Consider the following 23448-nt stretch of genomic DNA (forward strand, 5'->3'; position numbering starts at 1 on the left):
AGCTGAGGGCCCCGACCTCGGTAGGGTTTGCGCCGTGGCCACCTTCATCACCGTCGAGGGACTCGACGGAGCCGGCAAGCGGACGCTCGTCGACGGTCTGCGCCGCCAGTGGGAGGCCGACGGGGTGCGCGTCGCGACGATCGCGTTCCCGCGCTACGGCGAATCGGTGCATGCCGACCTCGCCGCCGAGGCGCTGCACGGCGAGCACGGCGACGTCACCGACAGCGCCTACGCGATGGCCCTGTTGTTCGCCCTCGATCGCCGCGACGCGGTGCCGCGGTTGACCGCGCTGCTCGACGAGAACGACGTCGTCGTCGCCGACCGCTATGCCGCTTCCAACGCGGCCTACACCGCCGCCCGGGTGCCGAGTGCGGCCGACGCGGCAGTCGAATGGGTCCGCGCGCTGGAGTTCGACCGGTTCGCCCTGCCGGTCCCGGACCACCAGCTCTTCCTCGGCGTCCCGGTCGAGGTCGCCGCCCAGCGCGCCGTCTCGCGCGCCGAGTCCGACGAGAGTCGGGCCCGCGACCGCTACGAGCGCGACGCCGACCTGCAGGCGCGCGTCGATGCCGCCTATCGTCGGTTGGCCGCGCAGGAGTGGGTCTCGCCGTGGCGGGTGCTCGCCGGCGACCCGCCGTCGGGCCTGGCCGCGCAACTACTCGGCTAAACGAGGCCCGCTCAGTAGCGGTAGTGCTCGGGCTTGTACGGGCCTTCGACGTCGACGCCGATGTACTCGGCCTGCTCCTTGGTGAGCTTGGTCAGCTTGCCGCCGAGCGCCTCGACGTGGATGCGCGCGACCTTCTCGTCGAGGTGCTTGGGCAGTCGGTAGACCTCGTTGTCGTACTCGTCGTTCTTGGTCCACAGCTCGATCTGGGCGATCACCTGGTTGGAGAAGCTGTTGCTCATCACGAACGACGGGTGGCCGGTGGCGTTGCCCAGGTTCAGCAGTCGGCCCTCGCTGAGCACGATGATGCTGTGGCCGTCGGGGAAGACCCACTGGTCGACCTGCGGCTTGATGTTGATGCGCTTCATGCCGGGCGCGCTCTCCAGGCCGGCCATGTCGATCTCGTTGTCGAAGTGGCCGATGTTGCCGAGGATGGCCTGGTTCTTCATCTTCTGCATGTGCGCGAAGGTGATGATCCCCAGGTTGCCGGTCGAGGTGATGACGATGTCGGCGTCGCCGATCGCGTCCTCGACGGTGACGACGTCGAAACCGTCCATCAGCGCCTGCAGGGCGTTGATCGGGTCGATCTCGGTGACCTGGACGCGCGCACCCTGGCCGGCCAGCGACTCCGCACAGCCCTTGCCGACGTCGCCGTAGCCCGCGATCAGCACCTTCTTGCCGCCGATGAGGACGTCGGTGCCGCGGTTGATGCCGTCGATCAGCGAGTGGCGGGTGCCGTACTTGTTGTCGAACTTGCTCTTGGTGACCGAGTCGTTGACGTTGATCGCCGGGAAGGCGAGGTCGCCGGCGGCGGCGAACTGGTACAGGCGCAGCACGCCGGTGGTGGTCTCCTCGGTGACGCCCTTGACCGACTTCGCGATCGCGGTCCACTTGCCCTTGTCCTGTGCGAAGCTGCGGCGCAACAGGTCGAGGAAGACCTTGTACTCGGCCGAATGGCTGTCGTCGTCGGGCGGGACGACGCCGGCCTTCTCGAACTCGGCGCCGCGCAGCACGAGCATGGTGGCATCGCCGCCGTCGTCGAGGATCATGTTGGCCAGCACCGGCTTGCCGTCGACGTCGGGCCAGGTGAGCATCTGCTCGGCGCACCACCAGTACTCCTCGAGCGTCTCGCCCTTCCAGGCGAAGACGGGGACGCCCTTGGGCTCGTCGACGGTGCCGTGCGGCCCGACGACGACCGCGGCGGCGGCGTGGTCCTGGGTGGAGAAGATGTTGCACGACGCCCAGCGGACCTGCGCGCCGAGCGCGACGAGGGTCTCGATGAGTACCGCGGTCTGCACCGTCATGTGCAGCGACCCGGAGATGCGCGCGCCCTTGAGCGGCTGCACGTCGTGGTACTCGCGGCGCAGCGCCATCAGGCCGGGCATCTCGTGTTCGGCGAGTTCGATCTCCTTGCGGCCGAACTCCGCTTCGCCCAGGTCGGCGACCTTGAAGTCGATTCCGTTGCGGTGGTCGGCAGTGGGCGTGGACTTGGACACGAGGCTCATGGCTCCCCTACTCGATGCCCCGGGCGCGCGTCGTCCCGGCGGCGGTAATCGGTGTGGGGTCAGGCTATCGTGTCGTCGGTCTCCGAATCCCAGGCGGGCACCTCACCGCGCTCCCGACGGCCCACCATCGAATGGCGCTGGCCGTAGGTGAAGTACACGACGGCCCCGAGTGCCATCCACACGACGAACCGGATCCACGTCAGGGCCGACAGGTTCAGCATCAGCCAACCGCAGGCGACGATCGCCAGGATCGGGACCACCGAGCCGCCGGGCACGACGAACCCGCGCGGCAGATCGGGTCGGGTCCGGCGGAGGATGATGACCGCGCCGGCGACGACGGCGAACGCGAACAGCGTGCCGACGTTGACCATCTCCTCGAGTCGGTGGATCGGAAACAGGCCGGCGACGACGGCGACGAGGGTGCCGATCAGCACGGTCAGCCGCACCGGTGTGCCGAAGCGGGGACTGGTCTGAGCCAGTTTGCGGGGCAGGAGCCCGTCGCGGCACATGGCGAACAGAACGCGGGTCTGACCGAGGATCAGGACCATGACCACGGTGGTCAGTCCCGCGAGCGCGCCGACGGCGATCACCGTCTCCGCCCACTTCACCCCGTTCAGGGCGAAGACGTCGGCGAGATTCTTCGAGTCGTCGCCGGTACCGGCCAGCTGGCGGTAGTTGACCATGCCACTCACGACCAGGGTCACCAGGACATACAGCACGGTGACGATGACCAGCGAGCCGATGATGCCGCGGGGAATGTCGCGCTTCGGGTTGCGCGTCTCTTCGGCGGTCGTGGCGACCACGTCGAATCCAATGAATGCAAAGAACACGACCGATGCCGCCGCCAGCACGCCGTACCAGCCGTAGGCGGTGTTGCCGGCGCCGGTGATCAAGGAGAACAGCGTCGAGTCGACCGACTTGTGCAGGTCGCCGCCGGTCTGCGACGGCGGGATGTAGGGCGAGTAGTTCGCCTTCTTGATGTAGAACGCGCCGAGGATGATGACGAACAGGACCACGGCGATCTTGATGCCGGTGATGACGGCGCTGAACCGCGACGACAGCTTCGTCCCGACGGCGAGCAGCGTCGTCACCACGGCGACCACCAGGACGGCGCCCCAATCGACCTTGACGCCGCCGATCGTGACCGTCGCCGACGAGTCCATCAGGTTGCCGAGGTAGCCCGACCACCCCTTGGCGACCGTCGCCGCCCCGACCGCGAATTCGAGGATCAGGTCCCAACCCAGGATCCACGCCAGGAATTCACCGAAGGTGGCGTAGCCGTAGGTGTAGGCCGACCCGGCGACCGGCACGGTCGAGGCGAACTCGGCGTAGCAGAGCGCGGCCAGCCCGCACACGAGAGCCGCCATGATGAAGGAGATCGAGATGGCGGGGCCGGCGTTGTTTCCGGCCTGGGAGACCGTCACCGTGAAGATGCCGGCGCCGATGACGACCGCGACGCCGAAGACGATCAGGTCGCGGACCGAGAGGTCCTTGCGCAGCTGGTGGCCCGGCTCGTCGGTGTCGGCCAGCGACTGTTCGATGGACTTCGTGCGAAGCAGCGGGTTGCTCATCACGCTCCCGGATCGGTGTGCAGGGTTGACCTGCGCGGCTGAGCGTTGAGGCTAGCGCACCCCGACCCGATCCACCGGGCTACTCGGGCATCGACCGCGTCAGGCGCGCGGTTCGGGCGCGGCCGGTTCCGTCGGCAGCGGGTGCTCGTCGCCGCGGGTGGTCCGGTGCTTCACAAGGTGCACGATGCCGACCACCACGGATCCGACGATGAACCCGAGGACGGCCGAGAAGAAGGTGTTGACCAACCAGCCGATGAACCCGCCGACCGCGCCGGTCGCCTCGGCGGCCGCCGTCTCGAGGTGGTGCACGAAGTCGTAGAGCGGGTCCCAGCCGAGGTCGTGGATGCCGACCAGCAGGATGTGGCCGCCGACCCAGAGCATCGCGATGGTGCCGATGAACGAGAGCGCGGCCATCACCATCGGCATCGCCCGCAGCAGCCAGCGGCCGATGCGACGGCTGGCAGCACCGTCGCGACGCGCCATCATCAGCCCGACGTCGTCCATCTTCACGATGGCGGCAACGGCGCCGTAGACCAGCGCCGTGATGAGGATGGCGACGATGACCAGGGCGCCCAGGCGCAGCCAGAAGCCCTCGCCGGCGATCTCGCTGAGCGCGATCACCATGATCTCGGCGGACAGGATGAAGTCGGTGCGGACCGCACCCCCGACGAGTTCCTTCTCGGCGTCGCCACCGGCGGCGACGACGGGCGTCTCCTCCTCGTGGCCGCCCCCGGACAGCTTCTCCCAGATCTTCTCCGCACCCTCGAAGCACAGATAGGTGCCGCCGACCATGAGCAGCGGCGTGAGCGCCCACGACGCGAACTGGCTGAGCAGCATGATCGCCGGAAGGATGAAGACCAGTTTGTTGCGGATCGATCCGCGCGCGATCTTCCCGACGATCGCCAGCTCGCGCGCCGGCTTGATGCCCTGCACGTACCGCGGGGTCACCGCAGCGTCGTCGACGATGACGCCGACCGCTTTGGTGCCGGCCTTGCCGGCCGCGGCACCGATATCGTCCACCGACGCAGCCGTCAGCTTCACCAGTGCGGCGACGTCGTCGAGCAGTGCCGCAAGCCCTCCGGCCATCGGTGGGGACCTTTCCGTTTTGGGCGAATACGTTCCCCGAAGTCTATGCCGCCCACGGTGAGGATGCGCGCTCGCCGTCGCCGTCGGACCGACGGCGACGGCGGCGACATCACACCGCGAAGGTGCGCCCGACCCGCAGGTCGGTGTTGCCCATCGTCGACGATGCCTTCGACACCGCCGAACTCAGTCCGTTGAGTCGACCGCGGGACTCGTCGAAGACGCGGTCCCAGTGGGCCTGCGCCTCTTGGTAGGCCTGGGCGCCCTGCACCGACTGCCAGTGCGCCGCGAGAGCGTTGACCTGCGTGCGCAGTTGGCCCGACAGGTGCTCGAGCCGGGCGAAGTTGCGGTTCAGATCTCCGGTCAAGACCTCGAGCGCGCCGAAGTCGTACTGGATGACACTCATGATTTCCTCCTTGGTCCCGGCTCAGACGGCCAGCGAGCCGCTGATCGTGGCGGCGCCCGACTCGTCCTCGTCGCCGTACCCGGCGAAGGAGGCGGTGAGCTTGGCCTTGATGTCCTCGAGCGCGAGGTTCAGCTTGCTGGCACTCGAGCTCCAATCGGCGTGCGTCGTGTCATACGCCCCCGACGCGCGCCCCTTCCACGTGGTCGCGGCGTTCTGCGACGCCGTCTGGATCGCGCGGATGACCTGTTGCATCTCGTCGACGATCCCGGCGACCGACTTGGTCGACGCCATCGACGCGCCGACGTCGAGATTGAGTCCTGATCCGGACATGATGTCCCCCTTCTTTCCTGATGTCAGAGCGCACGGTCGTGCGCCCCGAGTCCTTCGGTGTGGCCGAGGTCGACGTGCGGGTCGCCGGCATCGGCGAGCTGCGCCCACGTGATCGGCCGGTCGGCACCCTCACCCGGTGCCGCCGCGACATGCGGAGAAGCCGCTGGCGCCACAATGGCGGTGCCGCCGCGCGCCGACAGTCCGCCCGCACCGGTCATCGGTGCGACGGGCGCGGTGCCACCCGTCCCGGCGGCGACGCCGACGTTGTTGTCGGCGACGGTCGCCCGACGGGCAAGCACCGGCCCGGTGCCGCTGCGATGGATCACCGGTTGGAACCCGCCGAGCACCCGCGGCAACACCACGGCGCCGCCCGCCGCGGCGGTACCGCGGGCAGCCGGGGCCGGCGCGCGGACGAGTTCGGGCGGTCGCAACCTTTGGCGCGAGCCGGTGGCGACGGCGGTGACGTCGCGCTCGTAATCGGCCATCACCCGGGCGGCCGTGGCGGACTGCTCGTCCAGTGCCCGTCGGGCTCCGGCGAGGCCGCCGGTCATCAGGGCGCCGATGCCGACGGATTCGGTGAGCGCGGTCCACCGGGCGCGCGCGTCGTCGACGGCGGCCGCCGCGGGCATCACCAGCCGAGCAGTCTCGATGGCGGCCATCGCGGTCTGCGCCGAGTCGCACTCCCGCACCGCCTGGCGCCGGAGCGCGTCCAGCCACTCCGGCAGCCGTGCCACCGCGCCGGCGGCACCGACCGCGCCGGGTGAATCCCACTCGGCGCGAAGTTTGTCGACGATGCGCCGTGCCGTGCTCACGAGCTCGGCGAGGTCGTCGACCAGGTCCGCCCAGCCAGCGGCGCAATCGGCCAGCAGGGCCGGGCCGGGACCGCTCAACAGGCGGGTGCACAGGTGCTCCGGCGACCGGGACGACCAGTCGACACCGGTGAAGCCGGGCCGGTTCACGACGCCTCGGACGTCGGACTCAGCGCGTCGGCGTCGACGATGGCCCGCGCCTGGCTCCGCAGCGCCGCCGCACAGGCGCTCACCTGGGCCGCGCCCGCGGATGCGTCGGCGACCAGGCCGCCACCAGCGGCGGACAGCGCTGCCGCGACGGCGCGGCTGACCTCGTCGTCACCGGCGGGCGCGGGCGACAGGCGCTGCGCGCGACGGTCGACGGCCTCGGCCAGGCGGCCCGCCAACCGGTCGAGCGCGGCAGCGGTATCGCGCATCGCCGCCACATCGGCGGTCAGCAGGGTTCCGCGCTGCTCGGTCATGACAGCAACTCCGCCTTCAGGGCGTCGAGCCGGGATCCGGCGTCGCCGCCGGTCGGGTCGTCGGGCTGGGGCGTGCCCTCGGCCGCCCCGAACACCGGCGGCGCGCAGGTGCTGTCGCAGTCGGCGACCGCGTCGTCGGACTTGATGGCGAGGTGCGGCCCGCCCACCACCCGGCCGATCGCATGCGCCCCGCCGAGCGCACCGGCGCCGCCCATCGGCGCGACGGCGGCACCGGGTCCGACGGCAGCACCCGCGGGTGCGACGGGCGGCGCGACCGCGGCCAGTCCGGCCGGTCCGGTGCCACCGGGCGCCGGAGTCCGCGCGGCATAGCGCGCCGTGATCTCGCGCCCGGTTCCACCGGTGGCGATCCCGCGCCCGAGCCCAGTGGCGCCCACGCCCGCCGGAGCGGTGCGGGCCGCGGTCGGACACAGCGCGGGGTCGCCGGGCCGGCGCGGATCGATGTCGCGTGCGCGCGGCGTCAGCTGCTTCGTGGCCCCGGTCGATCCGGTCTTCGCGGCCGCGGCGAGCACGCTGCCGAGCACCCCGGTCGCGGCTTTGAGCGGAGTCGCGGCGGCCTCCAGCGCGGTGGCGGCCAGGGCGAATCCCGACGTCCCGGCACCGGCGGGTGCACCGCTGATCGGAACCGGTGCGCCGTTGGCGATCATCTTCGCCGTCGGCGCCAGCAATTGCGCCTTGGTGGCGGCGATCACGGCCATCCCCTCCGTCATACCCGCGCCGATGGCGGCGAGAGCCGCCGCCTGGCCCGGCGGGGTGCAGATGAAAGGCATCGCGGCACCGACCAGGCCGACCGTCTTCACGATGACCGCCTGCAGCGCGGCGAGACCGCCCGCGACGATGCCGGCCGCGGCGGTGATGTCGAACGACATCCCGGTCCCCTGTTTGGCCACGGCACCCGACTCGACGGCGGTGCGGCCCATCTTCGTCGCCGCCGACGTGGCGGCCGTACCGGCCCACGCCTTGTCGAGCGCTTTGAGCGCGGTGGTGGTCCCAGAGATCGTGAGGTCGAGCAGCGAGGACAGGCCGGAGAAGATCTTGGTCGGGTCGCCGGCGCCGGCCAGGTCACCGGTGCCGAAGGCGCCGAGCAGATCGGTCAGCGGTTTCAGCAGCGCCGACGGATCGAGCACGGGCAGCGGTGGAAGGCCGGGCAATGGGGGCAGCGGCGGCGGTGCGGGCAGGGCCGGCAGGCCCAGGTTGCGCAGCACCGCCCCGACGGGCATGTCCAGGACCGGGCCCAGACCCGCGCCGCGCAGCGCCCCCTCGACCGTCAGCGCCGCGGCACAGTCGCCACCACCGGCCGCCGCACCGGCGGGAGGAGCCGCCGCGGTCATCGACCGATCCCGACTGCCCCGGCCACGTCGGCACCGGCGAAGTCGGCGGCGCCGACGAGCATCGATGCCGCGGTCCCGGCGTGGACCGCGGCGATGTTCCCCACCGCTGCCAGGTGGGCCGCCTGCGCGGCGACGAAGGCCGCGACGAACTCCTGGCCGATCACCCCGAACACCGCGACCATCGCCGCGGTGTTCGCCGCCGCGTTGACCCCGCCGGCGCTCGCCAATGCGGTACCCATCGTCGCCGATGTGGCCGCCAAACCCTCGACGGCTTCACCCACCATCATCACCGAACTCATCTGTCCCCCTCGTTCCCCGGGTGTGTCCCGGCTGTTTCCCCGGCGCCGAGGTATTCGGCGAATTCCCGGTTGAAGTCGTCGGTCAGCCTGGCCCGCTCGGCGTAGGCCCGTTGCGCCGCGACCAGGGCCGTCGACACGATCAGCTCGCCCAGTTCCGCGGGAGTCAGGCGGAGCGCGCCCCGGTCCAGCGACAGCCCGATCAGGCCGCCGCTCCCATCGACGCGCGCGGTGACGACCTTGCGCGCATCACTGGCCTCGCCCGTGATCGCCGCGTACCCGTCGGCCAGGTCCGCCATGCGCCCGGCCGCGGCGCCGGCACGTGCCAGGAGTTCGTCCAACTGCGGATTGGCCATCGTGCTCACCGCATCCACGACGCGGGCGCCGTCGCGCGGTCGTCCTCGACGGATTGGGCCCGCGCCACATCCTCGGCGGTGGCGAGCGCCATCGTGGCCAGCACCTCGTCGTCGATGCCGTCGGCCCGCAGGATCTCGCGCAACCGTGCGCTCGCCGCGAGGCGGCCCTGTGCACACAGCCCGAGCACCGCGTCGGCCAGCGCACCCGCCCCCATGGTCATCGCCGACTCACCCAGCTGGACGGCGACCGGCAGGCCGTGGGCCGTCGTCGTCACCGTGATGGCTCCCGAGCGCGACCGCACCGTGTACCGCGAGTCGATCCACTCGTGCGCGCCCGTCGTTTGGTCGTCCGGCATAGCGCCCTCCCCCGCGCGGCGCCTATCGCCGCGTATGGGAATTAGACGCAGCCGGGCCCCGAACGGTTCCCTCCCGCGGTGCGCGGCTAGGGGCGGGCGCCGGCCACTCGCGCCACTGCCGCCGTCGACAACGGGATGTAGCGATCCCCGTCGAGGACGCGGACCTGATCCTCGCCGACGTCGGCATAGCCCTGTTCGCGCAAGTCGACGCGTCGCGACTTGAAGGTGCTGGTGTGTTCGATCGCGGGCACCAGGCGCACGAAAACCGGTACGGCGTAGCCCGGCAGCCGCGTCGTGGCCGCGGCCGCCAGGGCCGACCAGGACGCCTCATCCCAATCGTCATCGACGACGAGGGCGGCCATCCCGGCGCGCCCATCGGCACCGGGCACCGTGACGCCATACACCACCGACTCGACGACCCCGGGGACACCACTCAGGACGGATTCCACCTCGGTGGTCGCCACATTCTCGCCCTTCCAGCGGAACGTGTCGCCGAGGCGATCGGCGAACGCGATGTGCCCGTAGCCGAGTGAGTAGACCAGGTCGCCGGTGTTGAAGAACGCATCCCCTGGCAGGAAGGCGCCTCGGACGATCTTCTTTTCAGTCGCCTCGGGGTCGGTGTAGCCGTCCAGCCGGGTGAGCGGCGAGATGTGGCTCAGCAGCAGGCCGGGCTGCCCCTTGCGGACGCGGCGAACCCGGCCGCGCGCATTCCTGATCGGTTCGCCGGTGGTGACGTCGACCTCGACGATCGCATACGGCAGTGGCGAGAATCCGACGGTGTTGCGCTGGCCGAAGATGTTCACGAATCCGATGTTGGACTCGCTGGCCGCATAGAACTCGACGACGCGCTCGATGCCGAAGCGCTCGACGAACTCGTCCCAGATGTCCGGGCGCAGCCCGTTGCCAACCGCGACCCGAACCCGATGAGCACGGTCGCTCGGCTTGGCGGGCTGGGCGAGGAGGTACCGGCACAGTTCGCCGATGTAGCAGAAGGCCGTCGCGTCGTTCGCGATGATGTCGTCGAAGAAGCGCGACGCGGAGATCTTCTCCCCGATCGCCAGGCAGGCCCCGGCGCCGAGCACCGCGCCGAGCGACACCGTGAGTGCGTTGTTGTGGTACAGCGGAAGCGCGCAGTACATGACGTCGTCGGCGCGCAGTCGAATCGCCGTGCCGCCGAGGCCGACCATGCTCATCGCCCACCGGCCGTGGCTCATGATCGAGGCCTTGGGCCACCCCGTCGTCCCCGAAGTGAAGATGTAGAAGGCCGGCGACCCCGCCCGCAGCGAGTCGGTGATCGCCGGATTCTTGTTGACCCGCGGGTTCCGTGCGGCAAGCTCGACGGCCTCGTGGTCGAGGTCGCCGAAGGTCAACACGTCGGGCACCGTCGCCGACGCCGTGGCGAGTTCCGCCGCGCTCGCCTCGTCGCGCACCAGCACCTTCGCGTCGAGCAGCCCCAGGCTGTGGTCGAGCACCTCGCCCGTCTGGTGGTAGTTGACCATCCCCGCGACCGCCCCGAGCTTGACCGTCGCGATCACGGCAATGACCACGTCGACACTGTTGCGGGCCATGACCGCCACCACGTCGCCCTTGCCGATGCCGCGCCGGGCCAACACCGCCGCCCACCGATTGGCCCGCCGGTTGCAGTCGCGATAGGTGTGGTCCCGCCCGTCCTGGCGCAGGAACGGCCGATCCGGATGGGCGGCGGCCGCCCGGGCGACCTGCTTGCCGATCGTCCATCGGTGGCCGGGGCGCAGGCTGGCCATCGCGGGCAGCTGGCGCGCCAGGTGCGGCAGGTCGCGGGTCAACCCGACGGCCCCGACCAGCAGTGAGCCGAGGGAGATCGGCGACGGTTGCGCGCTCATCCCCCGAGTACACCAAGCGCGGGCGGAGATCGGGCAGGCTTTGTAAACACCGTGCTAACAGGCGTTTGCGCCCAGTGCCCGGCGGCCGCAGGTGGGGTTGACTCGACAACAGGCACGAAGGAGGCCACCCGTGACGAGCACGCCCCGCATCCGGATGCGCTATCGCACCATCCACGGCTATCGCCGCGCGTACCGCATCGCCGGCAGCGGACCGCCGATCGTCCTCGTCCACGGCATCGGCGACAACTCGTCGACGTGGGATCCGATCATCACCCGCCTCGCCGAGCACTACACTGTCATCGCCCCCGACCTCCTCGGTCACGGCTTCTCCGACAAGCCGCGCGCGGACTACTCGGTCGCGGCCTTCGCCAACGGTCTGCGCGACCTCCTGTGGGTGCTCGGCCACGAGCGCGTCACCCTCGTCGGCCACTCGCTCGGCGGCGGGGTCGCCATGCAGTTCTGCTACCAGTACCCGTCGATGGTCTCGCGCCTGGTGCTCGTGTCCGCCGGCGGCGTCACCCGCGACGTTTCGCCGGCGTTGCGCCTGGCGACGCTGCCGGGCGTGGGTTCGCTCCTCGGGCTGTTGCGGGTTCCCGGGGCGATGACCGCCCTCGACACCGCCGCCAAGGCGTTGGCCGCGACGCCCGCGCTGCCCGGCCGAGCCGCGCCGCTGTCCCCCAGCCGCCACCTGACCGACCGCTCCGACATCGTGCGGATCCTGCGCGACCTGGCTCCGCCCGACGCCCGCGCCGCGTTCGGGCGCACGCTGCGCTCGGCCGTCGACTGGCGCGGGCAACACGTATCCATGCTGGACCGCGCGTATCTGACCGCCGGCATCCCCGTGCTCATCGCGTGGGGCACCGCCGACACGGTGATCCCCTACCGGCACGCCGAGATCGCCCATGCGGCCATCACGGGGTCCTTGCTCGAGACTTTCGACGGCTGCGGGCACTTCCCGTTCCGCGACGAACCCGACCGGTTCGCCGCGCTCGTCGACGACTTCGTGTCGACCACCGTCCCGGGAACCTTCGATCCACGGGCCTGGCGCAAAATGCTCATCGAGGGCGCCGATCCCGTCGTCCTCGGCGATCAGGGCGAACAGCTCAGCGCGCTGACCAGGGCGGAGATCGCCGAAGCGATGGCGATCGAGCTCAGCGCGAACTGACTAGCCCCCGCAGCAGCCGCCGCTCGACCCGTCGACCTCGTCGGCGCCACGGATGTCGCGCGTCGTCGCATTGCGGTCGGCCCACTGATCCGCCGGCGGATAGTCGACGCCGACCAGGCACAGCCCGCGCGCCTGCGCCACGGGCACCTGCGCGCTGCGGCTCGCCTCGGCCAGCAGTCCGGCACACCACGGCACGTCGCGGCGGCCCTCGGCGACGGTCGCGACCGCGCCCACCAGCGAGCGGACCATCGACCAGCAGAAAGCGTCGGCGCTCACCCGCCCGATCAGCACGCCGTCGCCGTCGCGGCGCCAGTCGAAGGCCTGCAGGTCGCGGATGGTCGTCGCACCGGGGCGGAAGCGGCAGAAGGCGGCGAAGTCGTGCAGGCCGATCAGCTCGGCCGACGCGGCGTTCAGCAGGTCGACGTCGAGCGGGCGGGCCCAGTGCGCGGTCGTGCGCGCAGCGACCGGCTCGGGTCCCCACGGCGCGTCGGACAGGCGGTAGACGTAGTGGCGGCGCAACGCCGAGAAGCGCGCGTCGAAGTCGCCCGACACCTCGGTGACGGCCTTGACCCGCACGTCGTCGGGCAGCAGTTTGGCCAGGCGCCGCACGAGCGTCGCGGGATCACCGTGGATGGAGCGGGTGTCCAGCGCGGCCCGCGGCACGTCCACGTGGGCGACCTGCCCCGTGGCGTGGACCCCGGTGTCGGTGCGACCGGCGACGGTCAGCCGCACCGGTTCGCGCAGCACGGTCGCCAACTTCTCGGTGAGCACCCCGGCGACGGTCCGCCGCCCGGGCTGGGCCGCCCAGCCGCTGAAATCCGTGCCGTCGTAGCCGACGTCGAGGCGCAGACGGCAAACCCCGCCACCGGAGTCGGTGGCGGGGTCTGCCGTGGTCATGCGGTCGGCTACGACCTAGTCCTCGTCCTGCGAGGGCGGCAGCTTGTAACCGGCGGCCTCGGCGTCTTCCTCGGTCGCGAACCAGATCTCGGCGATCGTGCTGTCGTAGAACGCGGTGCCGGGACGGTGGTACAGCATCGACTGCAGGTTGCCCTTGATCGGGTAACCCTTCGGCTGGCCGCCGCTCTTGAGCGGGGCCTTGGCGCCCTTGGGCAGCTTGTCGGCGGCCTCGGCGGTGTCGGCCTTCGCAGCGGCCTTCTTGGCGGGCTCATCCGCCTTGTCCTCCGCGGCAGCGTCATCCGCCTTGGCCGGCTTCTCGTCGGCCTTCTTGGCGGCAGCCTTCTTGGCCGGCTTCTCGTCGGCCTTCTTGGACGCGGCGACGCGGTTGGCGCGGTCGGCCTCGCTGGTCGCGGTCGACTCGCGGACGAGCTCGATCACGGCCATCGGGGCGTTGTCGCCCTTGCGCGGCAGCGTCTTGATGATGCGGGTGTAGCCACCGGCACGCTCGGCGAACGACGGGCCGATCTCGGCGAACAGCTCGTGCACCACGTCCTTGTCGCGGATGACGCGCAGCACCTGGCGACGGTCGGCGAGGCTGCCGCCCTTCGCGTGGGTGATGAGCTTCTCGGCGTAGGGGCGCAGGCGCTTGGCCTTGGCCTCGGTGGTGGTGATGCGGCCGTGCTCGAACAGCGAGGTGGCAAGGTTCGCCAGGATCGCCTTCTGGTGGCTGGCCGACCCGCCGAGGCGGGCACCCTTGGTGGGCTTGGGCATTGTCTCTCTCCTCAGAGGTGACCGACTCTCACGAGTGGGTCAGGGTTTGGTTGAGCTGCTTACAGCTGCTCGGTCTCAGCGAAATCCTCGCCGGCGTCGTCGAGGCCCGAATCATCGGACCACGTGCCGGTGGCCGGGTCGTAGCCCGCAACCTGCGACGGGTCGAAGCTGGCCGGGCTGTCCTTGAGGGACAGGCCCATGGCGTGCAGCTTCACCTTGACCTCGTCGATCGACTTCTGGCCGAAGTTGCGGATGTCCAGCAGGTCCGACTCGGTGCGGGCAACCAGCTCGCCGACGGTGTGCACACCCTCGCGCTTGAGGCAGTTGTAGCTGCGCACGGTCAGCTCCAGGTCCTCGATCGGCAGGTTGAACGACGCCATGTGGTCGGCCTCGATCGGCGACGGGCCGATCTCGATGCCCTCGGCCTCGACGTTGAGCTCGCGGGCCAGGCCGAAGAGCTCGACCAGGGTCTTGCCGGCCGACGCCAGGGCGTCGCGCGGCGAGATCGAGTTCTTGGTCTCGACGTCGAGCACCAGACGGTCGAAGTCGGTGCGCTGCTCGACACGCGTGGCCTCGACCTTGTAGGTCACCTTCAGGACCGGCGAGTAGATCGAGTCGACCGGGATGCGGCCGATCTCGGCACCGGTGGCCTTGTTCTGCACGGCCGGCACGTAACCGCGGCCCCGCTCGACGACGAGCTCGATCTCGAGCTTGCCCTTGTCGTTGAGGGTCGCGATGTGCAGGTCCGGGTTGTGCACCGTGACACCGGCCGGGGGCACGATGTCGGCGCCGGTGACGTCACCGGGGCCCTGCTTGCGGACGTACATGGTGACCGGCTCGTCCTCTTCGGAGGACACGACCAGGCCCTTGAGGTTCAGGATGATCTCGGTGACATCTTCCTTGACCCCGGACACGGTGGTGAACTCGTGCAGGACGCCGTCGATGCGCACGCTGGTGACCGCCGCGCCCGGAATGGACGACAGCAGGGTGCGGCGCAGCGAGTTGCCGAGGGTGTAGCCGAAGCCGGGCTCGAGCGGTTCGATGACGAACTTCGACCGGTTCTCGGCGATGACCTCTTCGGACAGTGCGGGTCGCTGGGAAATCAGCATTGTTGTTTCTCTCCTTGTGGCCGACCGCTATATGACGGCCTAGAAGTGGACCGAACGGCTGGTGCCGGACGGCGGTGGGGCGTGGGTTACTTCGAGTAGTACTCGACGATGAGCTGCTCGGTCAGCGGCACCTCGATCTGCGCGCGCTCGGGCACGTTGTGCACGAGGATGCGCAGCGTCGACGGCACGACCTGAAGCCATGCCGGCACCGGACGCTCGCCCTGGATCTCCTTGGCGATCTGGAACGGAACGGTGCTCAGCGACTTCGGCCGGACATCGATGATGTCGTACTGGCTGACGCGGTAGCTGGGGACGTCGACCTTCACGCCGTTGACGGTGAAGTGTCCGTGGCTGACCATCTGACGGGCCTGGCGACGCGTGCGTGCCAGTCCGGCGCGGTAAACCACGTTGTCCAGCCGGGTCTCGAGGATCTTCAGCAACTCGTCGCCGGTCTTGCCGGTGCGACGGTTCGCCTCCTCGTAGTAGCGGCGGAACTGCTTCTCCATCACGCCGTAGGTGAAGCGGGCCTTCTGCTTCTCCTGCAGCTGGAGCAGGTACTCGGTCTCCTTGATCCGCGCGCGGCCGTGCTGGCCGGGCGGGTAGGGACGGCGCTCAAACGCCTTGTCTTCACCGACGAGGTCGACGCGCAAACGACGCGACTTCTTGGTTGCGGGTCCGGTATAACGAGCCATTGTTTCTAGTCCTTACCTTCCCGCTAGACCCGGCGCCGCTTGGGCGGACGGCAACCGTTGTGCGGCTGCGGGGTGACATCGGAGATCGTGCCGACTTCGAGGCCGGCGGCCTGGAGCGAGCGAATCGCGGTCTCGCGCCCCGAGCCCGGCCCCTTGACGAACACGTCGACCTTCTTGACGCCGTGCTCCTGGGCCTTGCGGGCAGCGTTCTCGGCAGCGAGCTGCGCGGCGAACGGGGTGCTCTTGCGCGAGCCCTTGAAGCCCACGTGACCCGACGACGCCCAGCTGATGACGTTGCCATTGGGGTCGCAGATCGAAACGATCGTGTTGTTGAACGTCGACTTGATGTGCGCGTGGCCGTGCGGGACGTTCTTCTTATCGCGACGGCGGGTGCCCTTCTTGGGGCCAGCGCTACGTGACTTCGGAGGCATTACTTCTTCTTCCCGGCGATGGTCTTCTTCGGGCCCTTGCGAGTGCGGGCGTTGGTCTTGGTGCGCTGACCGCGGACCGGCAGGCCGCGACGGTGGCGCAGACCCTGGTAGCAGCCGATCTCGATCTTGCGACGGATGTCGGCCTGCACCTCGCGGCGCAGGTCGCCCTCGACCTTCACGGACGCCTCGATGTACTCGCGGAGCTTGGAGACATCGGCGTCGGTCAGATCCTTGGCGCGCAGATCCGGCGAGAGGCCGGTGGCGGCAATGATCTCCTTCGAGGTGGTACGACCCACCCCGTAGATGTACGTAAGTGCGATCTCCAGCCGCTTTTCGCGGGGGAGATCCACACCGGCAACACGTGCCATGTGTTCAATTCCTTCTCATTCTCAGAGGTCTTCCCCCAGTCCGCCCCGCTCACTGTCGGGCCCCGGCCTCTGAACCGGGGGTGGGCGGAAACTCGTCTGTCTCCGCTGGTGCTGGAAGTTCGTCAATCGATATTCAGTTGTCTGTTTCGGCCAAGACGACCGGTGGAAGGGCGCTGCTCTAGCCCTGGCGCTGCTTGTGGCGCAGGTTTTCGCAGATCACCATGACCCGACCGTTACGACGGATCACCTTGCACTTCTCACAGATCGGCTTGACGCTCGGCTTGACCTTCACGTCAGCTTCTCCTGTTTTCTTGTCACGGGCGGCGCGGAACCCCGCGCCACTCGCTGCTGTTCCCCCGGCAGAGCCGGGAAGTCCTACTTGTACCGGTAAACGATTCGACCGCGGTTGAGGTCGTAGGGCGACAGTTCGACGACGACGCGATCCTCGGGCAGGATGCGGATGTAGTGCTGCCGCATCTTCCCGCTGATGTGGGCGAGAACCTTGTGGCCGTTCTCCAGCTCAATGCGAAACATCGCATTGGGCAGGGGTTCGACAACGCGACCCTCTACCTCGATGGCACCGTCTTTCTTCGCCATGTCCTCCGCGATTCCCGGCCCATGGGCCTGGTAGTCCTCGAATTGCTGTCACCAGCAGTGTTTCCGGTCGGTGCACGCCTGACCCGTGATCGCATGCGAAAACGAGCGCGACGTGCGCACCGACGATCCATGTTACGCGATCGGCACCCGCCGATCCAATTCGCGATCTGACCCCAACAGCAACCGGTACCGGGGATTCCCCGCACCACGATCGGAACCGTCTGGCAAGATCATGATCATGATTTCATTTATGTGGCGTACCGCCGTTACCGGACTTGTCCTCTGGATCGCAACCCTGCTCGTCAAGGACAGCATGCACTTCGAGTGGGACAAGTACACCCACTCGTGGCAGCACGTGCTCATCGTCGGCGCCGTGGCCGTCGTGTTCGGCCTGGTGAACTCGTTCATCAAGCCGATCGTCAAGACGCTGTCGATCCCGTTCTACATCCTGACGCTGGGCCTGTTCAGCGTCATCGTCAACGCCTTCATGCTCTGGCTGGTCTCGGAGTTCACTAAGCACGTGACCCACTGGGGCCTCGTGGTCGACAAGTTCTGGTGGTCGGCCATCTGGGCCGCCATCGTCGTGTCGATCATCGGCTGGCTCGTCGGCGAGGTCGCGGACCGTCTCGTCGACAAGGTCTAGGCCGGACAAAGGTCTAGGCACATAGTGCACATGTCTCGTCGCGCGGCGGCCGTGATGGTCACGGCCCCGTCGCGGCGGGCACCCTCGCCGGTTGCTCGTCGAACTCGGGCAACACCGAGCAGGCCCGCTCGGTCACCGTCGTCGGGACCGGCAAGGTGACCGGGGTGCCCGACACCCTCTCGGCGACCATCGGCGTCGAGGCCCAGGCCGACGACGTCAGCTCCGCGATCAACCAGACCTCGGAGAAGATCACCAAGATCACCGACGCGCTCGCCGCGGGCGGCGTCGACAAGAAGGATGTGCAGACCCAGCAGGTCTCCATCAACCCCCGCTACGCGACGCCCGGCCGCGATGGCGGAACCCCGTCGATCAGCGGCTACGAGGCCAACAACACCGTCGCCATCAAGCTGCGCGACCTGACCAAGGCCTCCAAGCTCCTCGGCGACGCGGTGACGGCCGGCGGCAACAACACCCGGCTCTCCGGCGTCAGTTTCGCCATCGACGACAACTCCGCGCTGCTGCGCAATGCACGCGAGGCAGCGTTCGGCGACGCCCGTGCGCGCGCCGACCAGTACGCCCGCCTCGCCGGCGACAAGCTCGGCAAGGCGTTGACGATCACCGAGTCCAACGCGACGGACTCCCCCGCGCCGGCCTACCGCGAATCCCGGGACATGGCCGCCGCGCCGATGCCGATCTCGCCCGGCGAGCAGACGCTGACGTACACGGTCACCGTGAAGTTCGCCCTCACCTAGAACCCCGCCGTGCATCCGACGCTCGCCCCGTGGGCCGACTTCAACGTCGCCGTCGCCGGTGCCAGCGCCGCCCTGGCGGGCCTCATCATCGTCGCGATGTCGGTCAACCTCGACGACATCCTGGCCGCCCCGGCAATCCCCGCTCGCGCCGGTGCGGCCATCGGTGCGCTGACGCTCACCGTGACCGCGGCGTGCCTGCCCCTCATCCCCGACCAGTCGCTGTTCCTGTTGGGCGTCGAGGTGCTGATCGGCGGCCTGATCGCCGTGCTGTTGGGCGTCGTCGCGACCGTGGCGATTTATCGCGCCGGCGACCCCGATCCCGACGCCGGTCTGCCGCCGGCCCCGCCGCGCCGCCAGCTCCCGGTCAAGGCACTGCTCTCGTTGACCTCGCCGGTGCTGTTCACCCTCGGCGGCGGCTTCCTGGCCACGGGCAACACCAACGGCCTGAACTGGGTTGCGGCCGGCGCGATCACCTCGATCATCGGCGGCGTCGGCTTCGCCTGGATCGCGCTCGTCGAGATCCGACGCTGACGTGGCCGCCATCTTCACCGATCCCTTGCTCGACGAATTCGGCCAGTGGCCGCTGGGCTATGCGCCCTATGGCGGCGGCGACGTCGACGAACTCCGGGCGATCGCGGCCACCGTGGGCGACGGGGGCGCCGACGCCTTCTACGACGCCTTCACCACCGCCGCCGACCGGCTGGCCCACGACGCCGCCGCGGCCGAGGCCGCCGGCCACTTCGCCGCCGCCCGCGAACTGCACCTGCGCGCGTCGTCCTACTACGCCGCCGCCTACCACCCGCTGTACGGCTCTCCGGTCGACCCGCGGCTGATCGACGCCTTCGACAAGCAGGTCGTCGAACTGAACAGCGGCCTGTCGCTCGGACCGGAGCCGTCCGGACCGACGCGGATCCCCTACGACGACACCACGCTGCCCGGTTACCTCATCCCCGCCGCGAACGCCGGCGGCGGCCGACGGCCGTTGATCATCTTCACCAACGGCTACGACGCCACAATCACCGACATGTACTTCGCGTCCGCGGTCGCGGCGTCGCGCCGCGGCTACCACTGCCTGCTGTTCGACGGCCCCGGCCAGGGCGAGATGCTCTATCACCACGGCATGCCGATGCGCCCGGACTGGGAGCACGTCATCACCCAGGTCGTCGACTGGGCGCTGCGCCAGGACATCGTCGACGCCGGCCGCATCGTGCTCAGCGGCTGGAGTCTCGGCGGCTACCTGGCGCCGCGCGGAGCGTCCGGAGAGCACCGCTTGGCCGCCGTCGTCGCCGACCCCGGTCAGTGGGACGTGGGCGCGGCGATGACGACGATGGCCACCGCGCTCGGCGTCTCCGCCGATGCCGCGACCCATCCGAAGACGATCGACGCCGCGACCATCGCGAAAATGATGGGCGTCATCACCGCCGACCCGCGACTGCGCTGGATGATCGTCCAGCGCGGATTCTGGGTGAACGGGGTCGACAACCTCGCCGACTTCCTCGCCGCCACCCTGCGCTACACGCTCGACGACGTCGGCCGGCACATCTCCTGCCCGGTGTTGGTGACGTCGGCGGAGAACGACTTCCTGTCGCAGGGGGCCGACCGGTTCACCGCCGAGCTCGGCGACCGGGTGACCCGGGTGCGGTTCACCGCCGCCGAGGGCGCGGGCATGCACTGCGAGATGCTCAATCGCCCGCTGCTCAACGAGCGCGTACTCGACTGGTTGGACACCACGCTGGGCTGACCGTCTGGCAGGCTTGCCCGTATGCGGGCGGTGGTGCAGCGGGTGAGTCGGGCGCAGGTGAGCGTCGACGACGAGGTCGTGGGCGAACTCGACCTCTCGGGTGGTCGGCAGGGGTTGTCCGTACTCGTCGGCGTCACCCACGAGGACACCGAGCAACAGGCCCGCGCGCTGGCCGACAAGATCTGGCGACTGCGCATCCTCGACGGGCCCGAGGGCGGTCAGGTCGGCGCCGCCGACCTCGATGCGCCGATCCTGGTCGTCAGCCAGTTCACGCTGTACGCCAACACCGACAAGGGACGGCGGCCGTCGTGGAGCGCCGCCGCGCCCGGCGACGTCGCCGAGCCGCTGGTCGAAGCAGTGGTGGCCGCGTTGCGCCGACTCGGGGCGACGGTCGCCACCGGCCGCTTCGGCGCACACATGCACCTGGACACGGTGAATGACGGGCCGGTGACGATCCTGCTGGAGCTTTAGTCCGGCCGCCGGGTGAGGATCCGCGGGCCGTCGGCGGTGACGGCGACGGTGTGCTCCCAGTGCGCGGCGCGACTGCCGTCATCGGTCACGACCGTCCAGTCGTCGTCGAGGACGCTGGTCTCCTCGGTGCCGAGGGTGAGCATCGGTTCGATTGCCAGGGTGGATCCGACGACCAGCCGCGGACCGTGGCCCGGCTCGCCCTCGTTGGCGAGGAAGGGATCCATGTGCATCTCGCGCCCGATTCCGTGGCCGCCGTAGCCGGCGACGATGCCGAAGTGGCGGCCGAACTTCTTGCTCGCGGCCAGCGTGCCCTGCTCGATGGCGTGGGAGACGTCGGTCAGCCGCGCACCCTCCACCATCGCGGCGATGCCGGCGTCGAGGGACAGCCGCGTGGCCTCGCTGAGCTCTGAGTCGGCGGCGGCCAGCGTTCCGACGCCGTAGGTCCACGCGGAGTCGCCGTGCCAGTCGTCGAGGATGGCGCCGCAGTCGATCGACACCAGGTCGCCGTCGGACAGCACGACGTCCGCGCTGGGGATGCCGTGCACGACGACGTCGTTGACCGAGCTGCAGATCGATCCGGGGAAGCCGTGGTAGCCCTTGAAGGACGGGACGGCACCGGCGTCGCGGATCACCGATTCGGCGATCTCGTCGAGCTCGAGGGTGGAGACACCGGGCTTCGACGCCTCGCGGCACGCGACGAGGGCACGGCCGACGACCTCACCGGCGGCGGCCATGGCGTCGAGTTCGCCGGCGGACCGGAACGGGACGACGCCCCGCCGACCGAAGAAACCCATTTCGCGACGCCGCTGCTACGCGGAGTCGGACTTGTCGTCGACGCCGAGCGCGGCCAGCACGCGGCGGTGCACCTCGTCCACCTCGCCGACGGCGTCGATCGCGGTGACCTCGGAGCCGTAGTAGTCCAACAGCGGCGCGGTCTCGGTCGCGTAGACCGAGAGGCGGTTGCGGATGACTTCCTCGCTGTCGTCAGCACGACCGCGGGCGAGCATGCGCTCAACCACGACGTCGGCGTCGACGGTGAAGGACAGCACGGCGTCGAGCGCGACGCCCATCTCCTTGAGGGCCTCGGCCTGCTCGATGGAGCGCGGGAAGCCGTCCAGGATGAAGCCGCGGGCGGCGTCCGGCTCGGCGATGCGGGCGCGGACCATGTCAACGGTCACCTCGGACGGGACCAGGTCGCCGGCGTCGAGGTAGCGCTTGGCTTCCACGCCGATCGCGGTGCCCTGCGAGATGTTCGCGCGGAACAGGTCGCCGGTCGAGATGTGCGGAACACCCAGCGACTCCGACAGCAGTTCAGCCTGAGTGCCCTTGCCGGCCCCGGGCGGGCCCAGAATCACGAGTTTCAATTGAGGAACCCTTCGTACTTGCGCTGCATCAGCTGGCTGTTGATCTGCTTGACGGTGTCAAGGGCGACCACGACCATGATCAGCAACGCGGTACCGCCGAACGGCAGGTTCTGGGCGCTGGCTCCGCCGGAGCCCGCCTCCAGGAAGAGGTTCGGCAGAATCGCGATCACACCGAGGTAGATCGAACCGGGCAGCGTGATGCGCGACAGCACGTAACCGAGGTAGTCGGCCGTCGGCTGGCCGGGACGGATGCCCGGGATGAAGCCGCCGTACTTCTTCATGTCGTCGGCGCGCTCCTGCGGGTTGAAGGTGACCGCGACGTAGAAGTACGTGAAGAAGATGATCAGCAGGAAGTAGCTGATGATGTGCACCGGGTCGCTCGAACTGATCAGGTGCTTGGTGACCCAGGTGCGCCACCCCTCCGCGCCGCCGTCCCCCTGCGGGATCAGGTTGGTGATCAGCATCGGCAGGTACAGCAGCGACGAGGCGAAGATGACCGGGATAACACCGGCCTGGTTGACCTTCAGCGGCAGATACGTCGACGATCCGCCGTACATCTTCCGGCCGACCATGCGCTTGGCGTACTGGACCGGGATGCGCCGCTGGCCCATCTCGATGAAGACCACGCCGGCGACGATGATCAATCCGGCGACGATGACCATGCAACCGGTGAACACGCCGCGGCTCTTGAAGATCTGAACGCCCTCGTGCGGAATGCGGGCCACGATGCCGGCCGAGATCAGCAGCGACATGCCGTTGCCGATACCGCGCTCGGTGATGAGTTCGCCGAACCACATGACGAGCATCGCGCCGGCGACCATCACGATGACGATCAGGGCGAGCGAACCGATGTTCTGGTTGATCAGGATGTCTTTGCCGGTGCAGTTGGCCTTGCCGGTGCCCTGGAGCAGCGCGCCGCTCGAGGCCATGGCCACGATGCCGGTGGCCTGCAGCAATGCCAGCGCCACCGTCAGGTAGCGGGTGTACTGCGTCATCTTGGCCTGGCCGGCCTGCCCCTCCTTGCGGAGCTCCTCGAAGCGCGGGATGACCACGGTGAGCAGCTGCACGATGATGCTCGCGGTGATGTACGGCATGATGCCGATCGCGAAGATCGACAGCTGCAACAGCGCGCCGCCCGAGAACATGTTGATCAGCGAGTAGACCTGCTCGGCGCCGGTGCTCGTCTTGTCATCGGCGGGCTTGAGGCACTGCTCGAGCACCTGGAACCGGATGCCCGGCGAGGGCATGGTCGCACCGGCCCGGTACAGCACGAGGATGAAGAGGACGAAGACGATCTTCTTCCTCAGTTCCGGCGTGCGGAACGTCTCGACGAGGGGGGATGGCACGGATTCCTCCTAGTGGGCGACCAGTCCGGTCAGCCCGGCGGTAAACGCGGATCAGC

General features: G+C 69.4%; 30 protein-coding genes. 7 read left to right on the plus strand and 23 right to left on the minus strand.

All coding sequences use genetic code 11. The features are described from left to right. The first annotated feature begins 34 nt into the window (after positions 1-34). Positions 35-664 carry a dTMP kinase gene (locus QM728_RS11120; protein ID WP_415032075.1) on the plus strand — a complete coding sequence of 210 codons (630 nt, stop codon included), beginning with the start codon at positions 35-37 and terminating at the stop codon, positions 662-664. An 11-nt stretch (positions 665-675) separates the two neighbouring features. Here QM728_RS11120 and ahcY read toward each other — a convergent pair whose 3' ends face one another. The 12 genes from ahcY to QM728_RS11180 form a co-directional block, all read right to left on the minus strand. Continuing rightward, entirely contained in the window at positions 676-2166 is a 1491-nt protein-coding gene (gene ahcY, locus QM728_RS11125) for an adenosylhomocysteinase (RefSeq protein ID WP_415032076.1), read from the minus strand. A gap of 59 nt (positions 2167-2225) precedes the next feature. After that, positions 2226-3737 carry an amino acid permease gene (locus tag QM728_RS11130; RefSeq protein ID WP_415032077.1) on the minus strand — a complete coding sequence of 504 codons (1512 nt, stop codon included), beginning with the start codon at positions 3735-3737 and terminating at the stop codon, positions 2226-2228. A 99-nt stretch (positions 3738-3836) separates the two neighbouring features. After that, positions 3837-4823: a DUF808 domain-containing protein gene (locus tag QM728_RS11135; protein ID WP_415032078.1), complete on the minus strand. Its 987-nt coding sequence runs from the start codon at positions 4821-4823 to the stop codon at positions 3837-3839. Positions 4824-4932: 109 nt separating this feature from the next. Next, positions 4933-5226, minus strand: a complete 294-nt coding sequence (locus QM728_RS11140; protein WP_415032079.1) for a WXG100 family type VII secretion target — start codon at positions 5224-5226, stop codon at positions 4933-4935. Between the two features lie 21 nt (positions 5227-5247). Continuing rightward, a complete protein-coding gene (locus QM728_RS11145; RefSeq protein ID WP_415032080.1) occupies positions 5248-5556 on the minus strand; it encodes a WXG100 family type VII secretion target in 309 nt (102 codons plus the stop codon). Positions 5557-5579: 23 nt separating this feature from the next. After that, positions 5580-6515, minus strand: coding sequence for a PPE domain-containing protein (locus QM728_RS11150; protein WP_415032081.1), 936 nt, complete (start codon positions 6513-6515; stop codon positions 5580-5582). Beyond that, positions 6512-6826 carry a PE domain-containing protein gene (locus QM728_RS11155; RefSeq protein WP_415032082.1) on the minus strand — a complete coding sequence of 105 codons (315 nt, stop codon included), beginning with the start codon at positions 6824-6826 and terminating at the stop codon, positions 6512-6514. The genes QM728_RS11150 and QM728_RS11155 overlap by 4 nt, the downstream gene beginning before the upstream one ends. Next, positions 6823-8175, minus strand: coding sequence for a hypothetical protein (locus QM728_RS11160; protein WP_415032083.1), 1353 nt, complete (start codon positions 8173-8175; stop codon positions 6823-6825). Before QM728_RS11160 ends, QM728_RS11155 begins: the two co-directional genes overlap by 4 nt. Then, on the minus strand, positions 8172-8474 hold the full coding sequence (locus tag QM728_RS11165) for a hypothetical protein (RefSeq protein WP_415032084.1): 303 nt from the start codon (positions 8472-8474) through the stop codon (positions 8172-8174). The genes QM728_RS11160 and QM728_RS11165 overlap by 4 nt, the downstream gene beginning before the upstream one ends. Continuing rightward, entirely contained in the window at positions 8471-8827 is a 357-nt protein-coding gene (locus QM728_RS11170) for a YbaB/EbfC family DNA-binding protein (RefSeq protein WP_415032085.1), read from the minus strand. The genes QM728_RS11165 and QM728_RS11170 overlap by 4 nt, the downstream gene beginning before the upstream one ends. 5 nt (positions 8828-8832) lie before the next feature. After that, positions 8833-9183 (minus strand): hypothetical protein, encoded by a 351-nt coding sequence (locus tag QM728_RS11175; protein WP_415032086.1) that lies wholly within the window; start codon positions 9181-9183, stop codon positions 8833-8835. 86 nt (positions 9184-9269) lie between these two features. Beyond that, the gene (locus tag QM728_RS11180) at positions 9270-11045 is read right to left on the minus strand and encodes a long-chain-acyl-CoA synthetase (RefSeq protein ID WP_415032087.1); all 1776 of its coding nucleotides are present in this window, start codon (positions 11043-11045) and stop codon (positions 9270-9272) included. 154 nt (positions 11046-11199) lie between these two features. On the opposite strand from QM728_RS11180, the gene QM728_RS11185 reads away from it, so the two are divergent. Then, positions 11200-12210 carry an alpha/beta fold hydrolase gene (locus tag QM728_RS11185; protein WP_415032887.1) on the plus strand — a complete coding sequence of 337 codons (1011 nt, stop codon included), beginning with the start codon at positions 11200-11202 and terminating at the stop codon, positions 12208-12210. Here QM728_RS11185 and truA read toward each other — a convergent pair whose 3' ends face one another. The 8 genes from truA to infA all read right to left on the minus strand — a co-directional run bounded on the left by truA (position 12211) and on the right by infA (position 17075). After that, positions 12211-13107, minus strand: coding sequence for a tRNA pseudouridine(38-40) synthase TruA (gene truA, locus QM728_RS11190; protein ID WP_415032088.1), 897 nt, complete (start codon positions 13105-13107; stop codon positions 12211-12213). A 15-nt stretch (positions 13108-13122) separates the two neighbouring features. Next, a complete protein-coding gene (gene rplQ / locus QM728_RS11195) occupies positions 13123-13878 on the minus strand; it encodes a 50S ribosomal protein L17 (RefSeq protein WP_415032089.1) in 756 nt (251 codons plus the stop codon). 59 nt (positions 13879-13937) lie between these two features. Further along, the gene (locus QM728_RS11200) at positions 13938-14987 is read right to left on the minus strand and encodes a DNA-directed RNA polymerase subunit alpha (protein ID WP_415032090.1); all 1050 of its coding nucleotides are present in this window, start codon (positions 14985-14987) and stop codon (positions 13938-13940) included. A gap of 86 nt (positions 14988-15073) precedes the next feature. After that, positions 15074-15679, minus strand: a complete 606-nt coding sequence (rpsD, locus tag QM728_RS11205; protein WP_415032091.1) for a 30S ribosomal protein S4 — start codon at positions 15677-15679, stop codon at positions 15074-15076. Between the two features lie 23 nt (positions 15680-15702). Beyond that, complete coding sequence (gene rpsK, locus QM728_RS11210) at positions 15703-16110, minus strand: 30S ribosomal protein S11 (protein WP_007322015.1); 408 nt, start codon at positions 16108-16110, stop codon at positions 15703-15705. Next, positions 16110-16478 carry a 30S ribosomal protein S13 gene (rpsM, locus tag QM728_RS11215; protein WP_415032092.1) on the minus strand — a complete coding sequence of 123 codons (369 nt, stop codon included), beginning with the start codon at positions 16476-16478 and terminating at the stop codon, positions 16110-16112. The genes rpsK and rpsM overlap by 1 nt, the downstream gene beginning before the upstream one ends. A 178-nt stretch (positions 16479-16656) precedes the next feature. Next, positions 16657-16770, minus strand: coding sequence for a 50S ribosomal protein L36 (rpmJ, locus tag QM728_RS11220; RefSeq protein WP_026917227.1), 114 nt, complete (start codon positions 16768-16770; stop codon positions 16657-16659). An 83-nt stretch (positions 16771-16853) separates the two neighbouring features. Further along, positions 16854-17075 (minus strand): translation initiation factor IF-1, encoded by a 222-nt coding sequence (gene infA / locus QM728_RS11225; protein ID WP_188586733.1) that lies wholly within the window; start codon positions 17073-17075, stop codon positions 16854-16856. 238 nt (positions 17076-17313) lie between these two features. On the opposite strand from infA, the gene QM728_RS11230 reads away from it, so the two are divergent. The 5 genes from QM728_RS11230 (at position 17314) to dtd (ending at position 20682) form a co-directional block, all read left to right on the plus strand. Continuing rightward, positions 17314-17718 carry a phage holin family protein gene (locus QM728_RS11230; protein ID WP_415032093.1) on the plus strand — a complete coding sequence of 135 codons (405 nt, stop codon included), beginning with the start codon at positions 17314-17316 and terminating at the stop codon, positions 17716-17718. 164 nt (positions 17719-17882) lie between these two features. Further along, on the plus strand, positions 17883-18470 hold the full coding sequence (locus QM728_RS11235; protein ID WP_415032094.1) for an SIMPL domain-containing protein: 588 nt from the start codon (positions 17883-17885) through the stop codon (positions 18468-18470). A gap of 9 nt (positions 18471-18479) precedes the next feature. Beyond that, positions 18480-19001 carry a hypothetical protein gene (locus QM728_RS11240; protein ID WP_415032095.1) on the plus strand — a complete coding sequence of 174 codons (522 nt, stop codon included), beginning with the start codon at positions 18480-18482 and terminating at the stop codon, positions 18999-19001. Between the two features lies 1 nt (position 19002). Further along, complete coding sequence (locus QM728_RS11245; RefSeq protein ID WP_415032096.1) at positions 19003-20211, plus strand: alpha/beta hydrolase family protein; 1209 nt, start codon at positions 19003-19005, stop codon at positions 20209-20211. 21 nt (positions 20212-20232) lie between these two features. Further along, positions 20233-20682, plus strand: coding sequence for a D-aminoacyl-tRNA deacylase (gene dtd / locus QM728_RS11250; RefSeq protein WP_415032097.1), 450 nt, complete (start codon positions 20233-20235; stop codon positions 20680-20682). Here dtd and map read toward each other — a convergent pair. The 3 genes from map to secY are packed head-to-tail and all read right to left on the minus strand — an operon-like array spanning position 20679 to position 23392. Continuing rightward, positions 20679-21476: a type I methionyl aminopeptidase gene (gene map / locus QM728_RS11255; protein ID WP_415032098.1), complete on the minus strand. Its 798-nt coding sequence runs from the start codon at positions 21474-21476 to the stop codon at positions 20679-20681. The genes dtd and map overlap by 4 nt on opposite strands. 15 nt (positions 21477-21491) lie before the next feature. After that, positions 21492-22046, minus strand: coding sequence for an adenylate kinase (locus tag QM728_RS11260; protein ID WP_415032099.1), 555 nt, complete (start codon positions 22044-22046; stop codon positions 21492-21494). Beyond that, positions 22043-23392, minus strand: coding sequence for a preprotein translocase subunit SecY (secY, locus tag QM728_RS11265; RefSeq protein ID WP_415032100.1), 1350 nt, complete (start codon positions 23390-23392; stop codon positions 22043-22045). Before secY ends, QM728_RS11260 begins: the two co-directional genes overlap by 4 nt. Positions 23393-23448: the final 56 nt, after the last annotated feature.

Source organism: Gordonia sp. (in: high G+C Gram-positive bacteria) (genome assembly GCF_047602025.1).
GTDB lineage: Bacteria > Actinomycetota > Actinomycetes > Mycobacteriales > Mycobacteriaceae > Gordonia.